The organism is Candidatus Paceibacterota bacterium (assembly GCA_035530615.1).
Taxonomy (GTDB): Bacteria; Actinomycetota; Actinomycetes; order Nanopelagicales; family Nanopelagicaceae; genus QYPT01.
In genome coordinates, this window is record DATKUL010000001.1 from 322,135 (window position 1) to 336,720 (window position 14,586).

Annotated in this window: 15 protein-coding genes and 1 tRNA gene; 6 read left to right on the plus strand and 10 right to left on the minus strand. The window is 50.5% G+C overall.

What is annotated here, in order from left to right; genetic code table 11:
- Nucleotides 1–41: 41 nt before the first annotated feature.
- The gene (locus VMW30_01700; protein HUW87082.1) at nucleotides 42–1,328 is read left to right on the plus strand and encodes a glycosyltransferase family 39 protein; all 1,287 of its coding nucleotides are present in this window, start codon (nucleotides 42–44) and stop codon (nucleotides 1,326–1,328) included.
- 32 nt (nucleotides 1,329–1,360) lie between these two features.
- Here VMW30_01700 and VMW30_01705 read toward each other — a convergent pair whose 3' ends face one another.
- Nucleotides 1,361–2,830 carry an AAA family ATPase gene (locus VMW30_01705; GenBank protein ID HUW87083.1) on the minus strand — a complete coding sequence of 490 codons (1,470 nt, stop codon included), beginning with the start codon at nucleotides 2,828–2,830 and terminating at the stop codon, nucleotides 1,361–1,363.
- 268 nt (nucleotides 2,831–3,098) lie between these two features.
- Here VMW30_01705 and VMW30_01710 point away from each other — a divergent pair, with 268 nt between their 5' ends.
- The gene (locus VMW30_01710) at nucleotides 3,099–3,395 is read left to right on the plus strand and encodes a type II toxin-antitoxin system Phd/YefM family antitoxin (GenBank protein ID HUW87084.1); all 297 of its coding nucleotides are present in this window, start codon (nucleotides 3,099–3,101) and stop codon (nucleotides 3,393–3,395) included.
- Here the strand turns inward: VMW30_01710 and VMW30_01715 are convergent.
- The 6 genes from VMW30_01715 to glp all read right to left on the minus strand — a co-directional run bounded on the left by VMW30_01715 (nucleotide 3,380) and on the right by glp (nucleotide 6,615).
- Nucleotides 3,380–3,793 (minus strand): histidine phosphatase family protein, encoded by a 414-nt coding sequence (locus tag VMW30_01715; protein HUW87085.1) that lies wholly within the window; start codon nucleotides 3,791–3,793, stop codon nucleotides 3,380–3,382. The two genes, VMW30_01710 and VMW30_01715, sit on opposite strands and share 16 nt — an antisense overlap.
- Before the next feature lie 2 nt (nucleotides 3,794–3,795).
- Nucleotides 3,796–4,071, minus strand: coding sequence for a hypothetical protein (locus tag VMW30_01720; GenBank protein ID HUW87086.1), 276 nt, complete (start codon nucleotides 4,069–4,071; stop codon nucleotides 3,796–3,798).
- Between the two features lie 34 nt (nucleotides 4,072–4,105).
- Nucleotides 4,106–4,178, minus strand: a tRNA-Ala gene (locus VMW30_01725).
- 57 nt (nucleotides 4,179–4,235) lie between these two features.
- Nucleotides 4,236–5,012, minus strand: coding sequence for a hypothetical protein (locus VMW30_01730; GenBank protein HUW87087.1), 777 nt, complete (start codon nucleotides 5,010–5,012; stop codon nucleotides 4,236–4,238).
- 103 nt (nucleotides 5,013–5,115) lie between these two features.
- The gene (locus tag VMW30_01735) at nucleotides 5,116–5,694 is read right to left on the minus strand and encodes a GNAT family protein (GenBank protein HUW87088.1); all 579 of its coding nucleotides are present in this window, start codon (nucleotides 5,692–5,694) and stop codon (nucleotides 5,116–5,118) included.
- 9 nt (nucleotides 5,695–5,703) lie between these two features.
- Nucleotides 5,704–6,615 carry a gephyrin-like molybdotransferase Glp gene (gene glp / locus VMW30_01740; protein ID HUW87089.1) on the minus strand — a complete coding sequence of 304 codons (912 nt, stop codon included), beginning with the start codon at nucleotides 6,613–6,615 and terminating at the stop codon, nucleotides 5,704–5,706.
- 53 nt (nucleotides 6,616–6,668) lie between these two features.
- Here glp and VMW30_01745 point away from each other — a divergent pair, with 53 nt between their 5' ends.
- Nucleotides 6,669–7,226, plus strand: a complete 558-nt coding sequence (locus VMW30_01745) for a 5-formyltetrahydrofolate cyclo-ligase (GenBank protein HUW87090.1) — start codon at nucleotides 6,669–6,671, stop codon at nucleotides 7,224–7,226.
- Here the strand turns inward: VMW30_01745 and VMW30_01750 are convergent, their stop codons facing one another.
- From VMW30_01750 to VMW30_01760, 3 genes are read right to left on the minus strand one after another with little or no spacing between them, the layout of a single operon-like run.
- Nucleotides 7,227–8,378 carry an acyl-CoA dehydrogenase family protein gene (locus VMW30_01750; protein HUW87091.1) on the minus strand — a complete coding sequence of 384 codons (1,152 nt, stop codon included), beginning with the start codon at nucleotides 8,376–8,378 and terminating at the stop codon, nucleotides 7,227–7,229. It lies immediately after the preceding gene.
- Complete coding sequence (locus tag VMW30_01755) at nucleotides 8,368–10,281, minus strand: bifunctional copper resistance protein CopD/cytochrome c oxidase assembly protein (GenBank protein ID HUW87092.1); 1,914 nt, start codon at nucleotides 10,279–10,281, stop codon at nucleotides 8,368–8,370. Before VMW30_01755 ends, VMW30_01750 begins: the two co-directional genes overlap by 11 nt.
- Nucleotides 10,278–10,811, minus strand: a complete 534-nt coding sequence (locus tag VMW30_01760; protein ID HUW87093.1) for a copper resistance protein CopC — start codon at nucleotides 10,809–10,811, stop codon at nucleotides 10,278–10,280. Before VMW30_01760 ends, VMW30_01755 begins: the two co-directional genes overlap by 4 nt.
- A gap of 130 nt (nucleotides 10,812–10,941) precedes the next feature.
- On the opposite strand from VMW30_01760, the gene VMW30_01765 reads away from it, so the two are divergent.
- The 3 genes from VMW30_01765 (at nucleotide 10,942) to purU (ending at nucleotide 14,498) form a co-directional block, all read left to right on the plus strand.
- Complete coding sequence (locus VMW30_01765) at nucleotides 10,942–11,232, plus strand: FmdB family zinc ribbon protein (protein HUW87094.1); 291 nt, start codon at nucleotides 10,942–10,944, stop codon at nucleotides 11,230–11,232.
- 310 nt (nucleotides 11,233–11,542) lie between these two features.
- Nucleotides 11,543–13,645, plus strand: coding sequence for an MMPL family transporter (locus VMW30_01770; protein ID HUW87095.1), 2,103 nt, complete (start codon nucleotides 11,543–11,545; stop codon nucleotides 13,643–13,645).
- 19 nt (nucleotides 13,646–13,664) lie between these two features.
- Entirely contained in the window at nucleotides 13,665–14,498 is an 834-nt protein-coding gene (gene purU / locus VMW30_01775; GenBank protein HUW87096.1) for a formyltetrahydrofolate deformylase, read from the plus strand.
- The last annotated feature ends 88 nt before the right edge of the window (nucleotides 14,499–14,586 follow it).

Below are 14,586 nucleotides of genomic sequence, written 5' to 3' on the forward strand. Positions count from 1 at the left end.
ATCCTCTCAGTAAAGTAACTAATCTCGCCTAGGCTAACCCAGTGGCACCCTTTCTCATCGCGCTCATCTCCTTTGGATTGCGGCTCTGGGATCTGGCCACACCCAAGGGTTTCGTTTTCGATGAGGTCTACTACGTAGACGGGGCGCGTGATCTTCTCAAATACGGAGTCGAAGTCACGAAATCGTCACCGGAATTCATCGTTCATCCACCGGCCGGTAAATGGTGCATCGCACTTGGAATCAAGATTTTTGGAAACAATGAATTTGGCTGGCGCTTTGCCGCCGCAGTCGCTGGTGCACTGACCATCTACCTCGTCGGACGAATCGCAAGGAAACTCTTCAACTCTCGCAGACTCGCTGCTCTGGCCTCACTACTGATGGCGCTAGATGGACTCCACCTCGTCCACTCACGGACCGCGCTCCTGGATTTATTTCTCACTTTATTTATTCTCCTTGCCGTCTATGCCTGGCTGAAAGAACATTACTGGCGGTCTGGAATCTGGTTTGGGCTCGCCCTGGGAACAAAGTGGAGCGCCCTCTATTTTCTGGCCGCCTTCGCACTTCTGGCGATCTATCGAGATCGACACCGGATGGAGCCCTGGTTCAAACTCCTCCTAAAACGGATCGTGCAATTCGCGATTGTCCCCCTAGTCACTTACGTATTGAGTTGGACTGGTTGGTTTTTGAGTTCTCGCGGTTGGGATCGCCATTGGGCCGATTCAAGGTCGACATCCTGGAGTGTCATTCCAAAGTCATTTCGCTCGTTCTGGCATTACCACGCAGAGATTCTCAATTTCCACACCACCCTCACCACGCCACACTCCTATCAAGCAAATCCGTGGAGTTGGCTGATCATGGGAAGACCGACCTCCTTCTTCTACGAGGCCCCCAACACCTGCGGCAGCGACAACTGTTCGCAAGAGGTCCTTGCCCTTGGAACGCCGCTGCTCTGGTGGTTGGGCATCTTTGCCCTCGCAACAGTTCTGGGATTCTGGATGAGAAGTCTCGCGTTTCGAATGCCAGATTTCACTGCTGGGATCATTCTCCTTGGAGTCGCCGCGGGCTATCTACCTTGGTTCTTATTCCAGAAAAGAACGGTCTTCACTTTTTACGCGATCGTCTTCGAGCCCTTCATCATTCTTGCGCTGGTCTATTGCGCCCAGAAAATACTGGGAGAACCACCCTGGGGAAAGAAATCCAAGATCCTCATCGCAGTCCTCGTACTCTTGATCGCCGCGAATTTCATTTACTTCTGGCCGTTATTTACCGGATCGGTAATTAGTTATGACGCCTGGCATAGATTGATGTGGTTCCCGTCCTGGATTTAGTGGTCAAAAATATTGGAACGCAAAAAGAAAAATCATTCAAGAAGCATTGCTACTAAGGGGGCGGGAACGGCCCACACATCTCCTGACAAATCTAGTACTGATTTTGTTGCGACAATTCCAAATCCATACTTTCCGATGATTGGTCGCGATTCACTCCTCCATCCGTCATCAACCCATTTCGACTCTATTGGGATGGTTTCTTGCGGACCAGAAGAAGTTGGTACAGCAACGGGCGAGAAGTCGATTTCATTTCCTGAGCCTGTCCTCTCATATCCAATCGTGTCTGCAGATGCCCATCTACCTTGCTCTGTGTAATCAATAGCCCTTGCCAACGAAGTCCCTAGAGTCATTTCCGTAAGGGTTGTGAAATCGGGCGATGCGCAGCCTGCTCTCAAAATCGAAGGCAACCAAGAAAGTAATGGGTCGGCTAAGTAAAACTTGGGCTGCGAACCAGAAATCTCACGTCCATGATCATCCCTTTGAGGACATTTCAATACTGCAAAACTCCCAATTAGACGATCAATTCTTGTCGCCAACTGATCTCGGCTATACCCCAAAACTTCGGCAGCATTACGCATATTAAATGGACCCGTGGCACGTTTGCTTAAGAGTTCTAGCAAAAGAGGAATCGAATCTGGTGAAGAATTAGGATCAACTTCCCCTCGAAGGGACGACTCAACATCTCTCACGAATGAACTACTCACAACTCCCGTAGTGTGATATTCCGATACGGCACGAGGATATCCACCAGAAGACAAGTACCCTTGCCATGCTAAATCATAGGCATCTAATCCAAATTGAACGGTCTCAAGACTTTGCCTAGCGACATTCGATTGAACCTCTGGCAATTCGAGTCTTTCGATCTGGTGGAGATTGGGACGCGAGATATTCAGATACTCTCGAAATGTCATTGGGGATGTAGGTCTTAGTCTCCTCTCAGCGGTTTGCCCGGCTCTTCCTGCAAAGAGATTCCCTCCCACATCTTCTCCAGGGATCCAACGACTTCCAGTTGCAATGACGCAATCACTTCCAAATAACGTTTGATCCCTCGCGGCTTTAAAGGTGGCGCTCCAGCCTCGAATTGTTCCAACCTCGTCAAAAAACCAGATTCTAGGCTCTGGCGAAGCTTGATCAATTGACCTCGTCATCTCGCGAGCCAATGTGATCGCTCTCCTCAAATCGCGAGTGGCAAAACCGTCGCATGGTAGGTGAACTATTTGACGCGGATCTATATCGCTTCTCGCACACAGACTTGCAATGCAGTCAATAAGAACTACGGATTTTCCGACTCGTCGAGGTCCTACAAGCAAAATAAGCGAATCGGTAATTGGACCCGTCGCAACATCTTTCAGAATTTGATTTCGATACCCCAAATCAAATTCAGTCCTACCTGTCATTACTCGATGACTGTGAACCCAGGCTGTCCTATTTCCAAATGTGGCAGCAGCACCCCACCACGGATTTGCGTCTGTCAGAATCCTTCGCAGTTCATCATCTCGCATACAAGCGAGTCTAGAGTCGCTCTCTGACGATTCACCGCCAAAAGGTGGGGGGCAAATCGGACATCCACCGCCAAAAGGTGGGGGGCAAATCGGACATCCGCCGCCAAAAGGTGGGGGCAAATCGATGTTGGCGCTTATATTCGTACGCAAATGAGACGAGTTGCCGAGCACATTATTGCCCCTATCCGGTCTCCCCAGGCGTGATGACCTTCGAAAATAGGCCTAAATATGTACATATTCCTGCTAGGAAAGATGGCACCCTTTCTCCATGAAACGGAACCTGATGGAAGTCCTTCCCACGAGTGAAGCGCGTGCTGAACTATCTTCGATAGTAATGCGCTTCCGAAAAGAGGGCATCTCCTCTGCACCTGTCCTCTTTGGCAGTCATCGCAAGCCAGAGGGCGTCATGCTTCCCTTCTCACTCTTTGAACGACTCATCCCAGAAATCGAAGAGATCCTGCTAGCCGAGCGAGTCCGCGAACGTCTCGCCGAAGGAACTGAAAGTCTTCCGCTCGAGAAGTTGATAAAGGATTTGGGTTTCAAGAATTCTTATTCCAATAAATAGTCCCATCCTGGCTTCCACGCGCCAATTTTTCTCCAACCTTCTGCTGACGCTTCCTCCCAGGTCTTTCTGTTGAGCAAAACTTCAAGAGCTAGTTGCGGCGCCCTATGCGCTACCAGGGCCACATTCTTTCCTTCATGTTCGGCTTTTAAGAACCTGAGAAAATCCTCGATTCTCGCCTTTACATCCTCTAAACATTCCCCATTAGGAAATCTTTCGGTTATCGCTTTCTCAAGCATTGGTTCTACAACTAAAGATGAATAGCCGTTGAGTTGATCCCTCAGTTCAACCGACTGCATGACTCCCCTTTTGGAGAGTTCTGCATCAAGCCAACCCGAGGAAATTCCTTTCTCGTTGTCGGTTGAGGTGCCATGCGCGAAATAGGTGATGTTTATTGCCATAACTATTTTTGAACCTTCACAATAATGTGAAGCCATTTCCCATTTTCTGCCTGCGATACGCCGATAACTTCGAAGGGCAACCCGCCAAAGATTTCTCGTATCGTTAGCTCCGTGTAATAACGAAAATATCGTGGGGCATCCATCTTTTCAAACAACTGGGAAGCAAAAGCATCCAGCCACTCCTTGAATTCGCCTAGCGTTTCACTTGGGGTTCGTTCGAGATATTTAGCAAAATTCTCTCGGTACGTTTGAACAGTCCGATCGGATGGATTTTCCATGAAATCTACCCCTCGTCGAATTTAATCAAAAAAGTGGAGCTGAGGGGAATCGAACCCCTGGCCTCCTCATTGCGAACGAGGCGCGCTACCAACTGCGCTACAGCCCCTTACGGGCGAGTCAGATGGTACGGGGTATGTGTGGGCAAGCGCCAGCGCGCTAGAAATTATTCGTTGGCAGCGCGGTTGATGCGAAGACGCTCGACGGCTTCTTCGGCCATTTGCTGATCAAAGACCTCATCGCGAGTTGGAGCCACAGCTGATAGAGCCTCCTGGGCCAGGCGCTCCTGCTCATCCGACCAGGCCCCAGGAATGGTGAGGTCGATGATTCTGCTGGAGGCAACCGCCTTAGGAGCATAAACATATGTAGGAACAGGCACATCTTGTGGTGACCATGAATTGCGCACTTGCGATGTTCCTTTAGGCAAAATTACAACACCAGAAATTTCACGCTCTGCAAGTGGCACCCAATGATCGCGATTCTCATTCGGTGTAAATACTTTTGAAAGATTTGTTGTTGACACCCCTGCAGTTGTTCGGTGCAACTGATTTACTCGACGACGCTGAAGTCGGTCGGCAACACTTTGACGACGAACGTGTGCAACATAGAAAGCAAAGCCAACTACTGGTATTAGCGAATAAGTTAATGACAAACTATTAAATATAGCTTGCGAGAGGGTGATTAGTAATCCGGCAATGAGCAACCCAAAAACTATTCTTCGCCGCATCAAAACTTGTGCCACCCTTGCTTCGTAATCGAGATCAGAATGAACTATTGCGCGTGCGATGGATTCGTCAGCCGATCCACTGGTGACAGTTCGCAATGCGCTCTTGTATCGCTCTACAGATTTTCCAGAAGATTCTTCATGGCTATGGACCCATCGAGGAACAAAATAGGCAACCCACATCCCAACGATCGATAGATAGATGATTCCGGAAGCCATGATGCTTAAAGATAGGGGGCGAAATACACCCTTTGGTGGATTTAAGCGCCCGATTTGCGTACTTTTTTTCTCAGAGATTCTTCTCAGTTTTGCGAGACTGGACCTATGTGATCTTTGGATTTTCGCGAACAAAACAGATGTGGTCCCGCCATTTCCCATCAATGTGGAGATAACGGGGTCGCTCTCCTTCGAGGCGATAGCCCGATTTCTCGGCGACTCGTCGAGAAGCCGCGTTTTCTGGACGAAGGTTTATTTCAATGCGATGGAGCCCCAGTACATCAAATGCATAGTCAGTAATCATCGTGACGGCCTTGGTAGTGATTCCAAGATTGGCATATCGCTTATCAATCCAGTACCCGATATGTGCTCCCCGAAGCGCTCCGAAGATGATTCCACCGAGTGTTATTTGACCTACAAGTGCGCCCTTGTACCAGATGGCGAGATTCAATGAGCGAAAAGCCCGCCCTTCTCGATTATGTGAGACCACTTTCTGGTAGAACGTCGGCAATTTCATTTCGACTGGCTCTCGCGGAACATGAGGGAGGGTGGCTTCCCACGGACTGAGCCATTCGCGATTTATCGCGCGAACTTCATCCCAGGCAGCTCGATCGCGAAAACGTAGTGGTTGAAGGGTTACGCCGCCATCTTCTAGAACAACTGGCCACCGAGCCGCGCGCTCCATAGTCGTAATCTAAAAATATCTACGGCGGAGCACAACCACCGTAACCTCGGCACCCGCTTCCAAATCAACGTCCGATTCAGGTACAGCGATCAGTGCATTTGAATCCGAGAGCGTGGCTAGATCTTCCTGAGAAGGAAGCGCTCTCACTGACCTTCCATCTTCAGAAAGGTGGGCCCTCACGTACGAACGAGACCCACTGGCCGACGCGATAGGACGCTCCAGTCGAGACTTAACCGATGGGCGATGAATATTGGTGGACCCGAGCATGGTTCTGATCATTGGCCGGATGAAGAGTTCGAGGGAAATGTAGGCGGAGATGGGATCACCGGGAAGAGTGACGACCGGCGTCTTATCTGGACCAATGACACCGTAGTTGTGCCTTCCGCTGGCCTCAATTGCTAGATCCACTGTCGTGATCTCGCCCAGTGAACTCAATGCGCGTGTGATGAGATCGAAGGAGTCACCGCCTCTTTCTCCGCTCACAATGATGAGATCGGCACGGACGAGTTGGTCTTCAACCACTCCTTTGAGCTGCTCCTCATCCTCTGGAATTGAGAAGACTCGATAGGCGACTGCACCTGCTTCGCGGACGGAGGTCGCAAGCAACCACGAATTGGTTTCATACTCTTCGCCAATTTTGAGGTGATTTCCCGGCTCAACCAGATCAGGACCCGCCGAAATAACAACCACCCGTGGGTGGGGACGAGTAGGAAGTTGTCTTAATCCGATGGAAGCAGCCAGTCCTATCTGCGTCGATCTAATTCTCGAACCAGCCTTCATGACCAAGCGATCACCTGAGTAGACGTCATCGGCAAGGGTGGCGCCATGAGCGTCCAGCAGGGGCATATCAAAAGCGTCCAGCGGCTTGCAGATGGCAAGTAGGGAAGTAAGAAATTCATCGACACGCACTTGCTCTGACATAATCACACCATACTTGTAAAAGTAATACTTCTAGGGATTTGCAGGGGATTTGGGTGAAAACGAATTCAGGGAAAGACGCTAAGAAAGCACTTCGGGATCGATATCGGTGGGAGCGAAAAGACCGATACGTGCCCGCATCTTTTACCTTCTTATTAGATGCCCCGGAAATGAGAGCCGCGAAATGTGTCACAAGTTACATCTCCACCGGCGATGAGCCAAGTACGAAGGAATTGAATCGAGAACTCATTGCCCGCGGAGTAACCATTCTCCTTCCACGAGTCCACGGAAAAGTCTTGCAGTGGGTCGAATGGAACGGTGATGCTAAGTCTCTCAAAGAGAGCAAGGGACTTTTCGAGCCCATTGGAAAAGAACGCGATGACATCTCAGATATAGATGTCGTGATTGTCCCCGGCCTGCATTTGGACCAACAGGGCTACCGCCTTGGCCAAGGCGGGGGGTTTTACGACCGCGCACTCCCATCAATGCCAGGTTGGAAAGTGGGCATCGTGCATTCAGGAGAAATCACCAGCGATCCACTTCCGCGCGAACCGCACGACATCAAATTGGATGCGGGCGCGACGCCCGATCTCATTATCCGCTTTCCAAACTAACTAATTTTTCGGTAAATTTTTTGCTATAACAATTCTTTGAATCTGATTGGTGCCTTCGTAAATCTGAGTCAGTTTCGCATCGCGCATCATTCGCTCGACGGGATAATCTGAAACATAGCCGTATCCACCCATAATCTGGACCGCATCGGTTGTGACCCGCATCGCCGTGTCACTGGCCAAGGTTTTGCACGCTGCGGCAAAGAACTTCAAGTCTGGATCATTCCGCTCGCTCTTGGAGGCAGCCGCGTAGGTCATCTGACGCGCTGCGGCAATTGCAATTGCCATATCTGCCAACATAAATTGGATTGCTTGGAAATTGAATATCGGCTTGTTAAATTGCTCGCGCTCGTGAGCATATTTTGCGGCAATATCGAAGGCACCTTGCGCAATTCCAAGTGCTTGGGCCGCGATTGTGATGCGAGTGTGATCAAGGGTCAGCATCGCCAGTGCGAAGCCCTCATTTACTTCACTAATGCGTCGATCGTCAGAGAGTTCGACATTGTCGAAGTAGACCTCCCGAGTGGGCGACCCTCTGAAACCCATTTTCTTCTCGTGGGCTCCAAAAGAGACCCCTGGGTCACTCTTTTCGACAATGAAAGCTGTTATCCCCTCGGCCCCCTTGTTCGAATCTGTCGACGCAAAGACCGTGTAGAAATCGGAGAAACCAGCATTCGAAATCCATTTTTTGCTGCCGCTAATAATCCATTTATCTCCGGACTTAGTGGCCTTCGTTCGAATTGCGGCGGCATCTGATCCAGCACTCGATTCGGAGAGACAGTACGAGAACCCCTTCCCCTGAGCTAGTGGACGCAGCCATCTCTCCTTCTGCTCTTGCGATCCAGAAAACATGAGAGGCAATGAACCAAGTTTGTTGACAGCCGGAATCAGAGATGAAGACGCGCATGCCCGAGCTACTTCTTCAACAATGAGAACTACTCCAAGGGCATCAGCACCTTCTCCGCCATATTCAGTAGGAACATGAGCTGCGGCTAATCCTGCACCTTGAAGTGCATCGAATGCTTCTTGAGGAAAGCGCGCCTCTTCATCTACCGCATGTGCAAAGGGCGCAATCTCTTTCTCCGCGAGTGAGCGAACGCTCTGGCGCAGATCTTGGTACTCAGATGGAAGTTCAAAAAGCGCGTCAGTGGCCACGTTCGATTTCCTCTACTTTCTTATCTCTCTCGGCAAGACTAGAAAGGTAGGCGTTGTACTGCGCTAGCTCATCGGGTTGGCCCATCGCGGCCAGGCGCTCGGCGTTGCGATCAATTCTCTTTGCCTCATGTGAGTCGTCCCGCACCCAGAGAATAAACGTAGCCACGAGCGCCAGCAATATAGGAATCTCCCCCATTGCCCATCCAATGGAACCAGCGAGATGTTGATCGGCGAGAAGATCGGGCGACCAGGGGCGGTGCAACTGTGCAAAATAGCCACCGTCAAGGAGCGCGGTCGAAGACATGAGTGCCACCGAGAAGAATGCGTGAATACTCATTGCGACAAAAAGGATCACGATTCTCATCAGATACGGAACGCGCTTTGGATTTGGATCCACGCCGATAATGACATGGAAGAAAAGAAGCCCTGCCAGAACAAAATGGAGATTCATGGCGAAGTGGCCAATGTGGCTCTGCATCATCCCGCCAAATAATGAGGTGAAGTACAGGGCAAATAGAGAACCATCGAAAAGCAGTAACGCCACAACCGGATTCACCCAGACACTCACCAATTTGGAGTGAAGAGCAGCGATCAGAGTTCCGCGGACTCCGCGTTCAGTCGGCGTGCGGCCTTGCGGCAGGGTTCGCAGAGCCAGAGTGATAGGAGCACTAAGGATAATAAAGATGGGGGCGATCATTCCCAGAATCATGTGGGCGATCATGTGATACGAGAATGAGAAGTGGGCATAGACACCAACCCCGCCACTTGTTGCGTAGGTGATGAAGTACATCCCAGATAAAAATGAGATCGTTCGAAAGATGGGCCATGAATCGCCCTGTTTTCTCAGACGATAGACGCCCCGTAGATAGAGCGCAGTAGAGAGAAGGACGATGCCCAGGAAGAGTGCGTCGGGATCGAAATCGAAAAATAGTCTCGTGAAGTTGGGAGCCGCTGGCATAGGAAGACCGGCAATTGTGGTGGCCGCATCAAACTTAATGTTTTCGGTAGGAGTGGGCGGCTGATTGGTTGAGAGCCACGAACCGAGTGCCAGCGCAATAATCATGATCGAAAGTTCGATCCCAACCAGTTGAGTAAATTTCGCCCAGTGAATACTGGTCATTTTGCCTGAATTGAGGTTGCGTCGGTGTTGATATCCCATGAAAATCAAGCCGCCAGTCAAAATCACTTTGGCAATGACGATGAGTGCGTAACTCGTGTGCCAGGCGGCCGCAAAATCCAATCGAATCCATGCATTGGCGGCTCCACTTAGTACAACCGCGACAACCGCCCAGAGTGCCAATTGACTAAACCGCGGTGCTGCAATGACACGAGAGTGCGGATCAAGCAGCCCAAGTCCAAAGATTCCACCCACCCAGAGCATCAATGCGAGAACGTGAATAACCAATGACCCAACCGCAAGTGAGTGCGATCCGCTTGCCGACGAATGTGATTGGAATACGGGAGCAACCACGCCAACCAGTGCCAGCAGGAGAAGGAGGGTTGCTCCGCCAACGCGCTTCACACGCGGTACCAGGATTACGACGAGGATCGCTACCAGCAATTGGAAAAACATGTACTGGCCCAGGGTCACCTGGGTGACGAAAGACCTAAGGGTCGTGGGATCTAATGCGGCCCCAATTGTTTCATCCAGAACATTGGCGAGTGTGAAAACAATATTTGCCCCGGCAACAACAACCCATATTCCGCCGCTCCACAGAGCAACAGTGCGCAGCTTCAATGCTTCAGCGCCCAGGGCGCCTTCGTTATCCTCTAGAAGGAAACCCATGCAAAGTAAGACACCGATGAGGCAGACACTCGCCGTGATTCCAAAGAACTTGCTCATTGTTGTTAGAGCATTGACAAAAGGTCCTGCCGAAGAGACGGATGCCGCCAGTAATGTCATCGTTTCGTGATGAGCTTCCACGCATAGAAGCAGAGGGACAAGAAGACGGCCACTGCGGCGAGAATGAGAGCAATAACCAACGTCGGTACTCCCACAGAGTTGCTCGGGGAGTTTCCCGGGCTTGCAGAGGGTGTAATGACAGTAGGCGATGGAGAACTGATCACACTGGGGGCGGTAAACGAAAATGTGTACGTGCCTTCAAGTGGAATGTCATTATCGGTGAGTAGCGAATATGAGACGGTGTAAATACCGCTGACCGTAAGCAATTTCAAACCGGCCACGACATCGGTCCCATTGACAGTCAAAGTACCGTCATCTACTCGAGTGCCCTGTGGATCGCGCACGGTGATCATATTTCCCTGATCAATGAGTGGCGCCTCGGTCGTCATACTGATTGCACTGGGCGAGGAGGTAAGCACGGCTCCGGCATTAGGAGTTGCGCTTACGAGTGAATTGGCACTGGCCGACCAGGTCGATCCGAATGCAATGAAGGCCAGAACCGCCCCCACCAGGGTTTTATGTAGCCTCACAATGCTCCAACCTTTGCGTTCAGCGTCTCAATATCTTTCAATTCGCCTCTATCGTCCCACTTCTTTAGACTTCTCTCTACTGCCCCTGGATTTTTAATGGGGAACGCTAGTGAGGAAAGGCAGATGCTCTATGCCAACGTACCAATATGCATGCAGCGCCTGCCAACACGAATTTGAGATATTCCAGGCTTTTACCGATACATCGTTGACCCATTGCCCCGAGTGCAACGGCCAATTACGAAAGGTCTACTCCCCAGTTGGAGTCGTCTTTAAGGGCTCAGGTTTCTACAAGACCGATTCTGGATCTTCTTCAAAAGCGCCATCAACAGCTTCCGCCGCTCCATCATCATCTTCTGTTGCACCTGCTGCACCATCCAGCACGGCACCTGCTGCGCCAACTTCAACAACAGCACCTAACTAGACGAGTAAACGTCTTTCACTCGTGATGGGGTGGTCGATCTGATTCCAATTGCTCGTCTCGCTTCTTTTCATCTTCTTGATCATCGCGCGGGTCGCGTTCGTCAGCTGAAGATTGTGGCCATTCTTCACTCATAACGCACCAGCTGCCCGTATCATCTTCGTAACGGCACAGAGAAGCGCTGATTCCAAATTACCGTGGTGGTAGGGATCATGCACTTTTGCCATTGCCATGAGGCCATTGTGCCCTCTATCTTGACAATGCTCAATTACAGCCTGAACAGCCGTTAGATTGTTCAGATTTGGAGTCTTTAGTGTTCGACACCCTTGCTCACCTGGTTGTCCGTCGTCGGAAAATAACCCTTTTTCTCTTCATCATCATCGTTGTATCCGCCGGCGCCATCGGTTCCGCCGTCATTTCCAAACTAGATAGCGGCGGGTACTCAGATCCGAAAAGTGAGTCTGCTCAGGCATCGAAGTACCTGACAGATCATTTCAACGTAAAGGATCCAAGTGTTGTCCTCGTCGTCGACTCGGGGATGAAGGGACTAAACGATGCAACCGTGATTGCCTCTGAGTCTCGTTTGGAATCTCAGGTGAAAGTTGTGCCAGGGGTGGCCCAAACACTCTCGTATTGGAGTTCCGGAAAGTCACCGACTCTCATGTCGAGTGATGGGAAAGCAGCCTTTCTCTTCGTCTATACGGAGAAAACGAATTTTGGAAGCATAGAAGATGTGGGAAGAGTGATTCAGGAGAAGTTTGAAGGAAAGTTCGAATCCCTCACTGTCTACACCTCGGGCGCTGGTGTGGTTGCACATGCGATTAACTCCAAGATTTCTAAAGACCTAGCCTTGGCGGAGGCAATCTCAATTCCTCTCACCTTTATCCTGCTCGCTTTTGTATTTGGTGCGTTAGTTGCATCAGCGATGCCACTAGTGGTCGGAATCAGCGCAATTCTCGGGGCGCTTTTCATCATCTTGCTTTTCACACTTTTCACGAATGTCAGCATTTATGCACTCAATCTCATTACCGGCCTTGGATTAGGTCTGGGAATTGACTACGCACTCCTCATCGTCAATCGGTTCCGCGAAGAATTGCATTCAGGAAAGAACGTCGAAGAAGCGGTGACCACGACCATCATGAGTGCAGGAAAAACGGTCTTCTATTCGGGCTTGACTGTTCTTGTCACGCTCAGTTCGCTCATGCTCTTTCCGCTCAGTTTCCTCAAGTCTTTTGGATATGCAGGAATTGCAGTCACTACCCTCGCAGTAGTCGGCGCTCTTATTCCTCTTCCCGCAATCTTGGCAATACTAGGCAATCGGATCGACAAAGGGGTCGTCCGTCGCGGGGCCATTACCCAGAAAGAAGAGGGTCGTTGGGCACGGACGGCCCGATTCGTCATGCGACGACCCGTACCAGTTGTAGTTGTTTCCTTGATTATTTTGGGTGTCTTGGCCGCACCGATCAAAGATATTGCCTTCGCACAAATCGACTCACGGGTCCTACCAAAATCGAATAGTGCGGCCATCGCGTCAAAAATGATTCTGGACCGTTTCCCGGGACAAGAGAGCAGTCCGATTGAAATCATTATTCCTGGTGGAGTCCAGAAGTCGAAGGAAGTTGCTGCTTACCTCAATAAGGTGAAATCCGTTGTAGGCGTTATACGTATCAACCCTCCACAAGTCAGCGGGAATGATCTGCGGGTTACGGCAATCCAATCAATTGGTTCGCGGACAAGTGCCGCTCAGACGCTTATTCATAATCTCCGGTTAATCGATGCACCTGCTGGGACTCTCATCGGTGGAGCCGCTGCCGACTTCACAGACTCGCAAGATGGAATCGCTGACAAGTTGCCGTGGGCACTCGGGTGGATTGCGTTAAGCGTTCTGATACTCATATTCATCTTCACGGGTTCGATAATTCTGCCCATCAAAGCCGTGATACTAAATGGACTCTCATTAGTTGCGACGCTTGGAGTCCTGAGTTGGATTTTCATCGATGGCCATATGAAATGGCTCATTGGGGATTTCACAGTAACGGGCACCCTTGATACCGGAACAACGATTCTGGTTGCTGTGGTGGTCTTCGGGCTCTCGATGGACTACGAGATTTTTCTCCTGTCGCGCATACGGGAGGAACATTTCGCCGGCAAATCCAACACCGAAGCGGTGGCGACGGGATTGCAGCGCTCTGCGCGAATTATTACGGCAGCTGCGATGCTGCTCGCAGTTGTGTTTGCCTCCTTTATTTCAAGCGGCGTAACTTCGATCAAACTTCTGGGTCTTGGTGTCGGGTTCGCGGTCTTACTTGATGCAACTCTCATCCGCGCACTCTTAGTACCGGCGCTGATGCGATTATTCGGTGAATTGAATTGGTGGGCGCCCAAAGCGCTTAAACGTTTCACATTGGCGCACTAGTTCCCGCTATTCTCGCAACATGAATCTTGTCGTGACTCTGCAGTGCATTGATCAGCCAGGGATCGTTCACGCCTTAACATCTGCGATTTTAGAATGTAAGGGCAACATCATTGAGAATCAACAGTTCACTGATCCGACAACGCGAACATTCATCATGCGGACCCTCTTTGAGGCTGATCTAGCGGTGGAAGAGGCGGAGAAGATCTTGCGATCGGTGACGTCTGGTTTCTCCCCTGTATTGGAAATCAGGCCAGCAAGTCAGAAACGAAAGGCATTGATTCTGGTGACCAAGGAAAGCCACTGTCTTCGAGACCTCCTTTTCCTACTTGAGCTTGGGGAGTTGCCCATCGAGATACCTCTGGTGATGTCTAATCATGAAGAGCTTCGATCGTTAGTTGAATCTCATGAAATCACATTCACTTCGATGGTTGGCATGGACAAGCCCGCCCAAGAAAGTGCCATCAAGGATGAAATCCAATCATTGGACATCGATTTTGTCGTCTTAGCCCGCTACATGCAGATCCTCAGTGGCGAGTTCTGCGATTCAATGCTCGGCAAGATGATCAACATTCACCATTCGTTCCTGCCGGGCTTTAAAGGCGCAAAGCCTTACCACCAGGCTCATGCACGTGGCGTGAAAGTCATCGGAGCAACCGCACACTTCGTCACTTCAGACCTTGATGAAGGCCCCATCATCGAACAAGACGTTGCACATGTAACCCACACCTCGACGCCAGAGAACTTGGTCTCATTAGGTAGAGACATTGAAAGACGAGTACTTTCCAAAGCAGTGAAGCTCTACGCAGAAAATCGAATCTTCTTGGTCGGCGACCGGACCATCGTCTTCGCATAATCGATGGGATCGACACCGCAGTCTCAAATCAAAATCAATGCATCTCTCACACAGAATTGATATTGCAAACTTTGGGTAGCACCCAAGC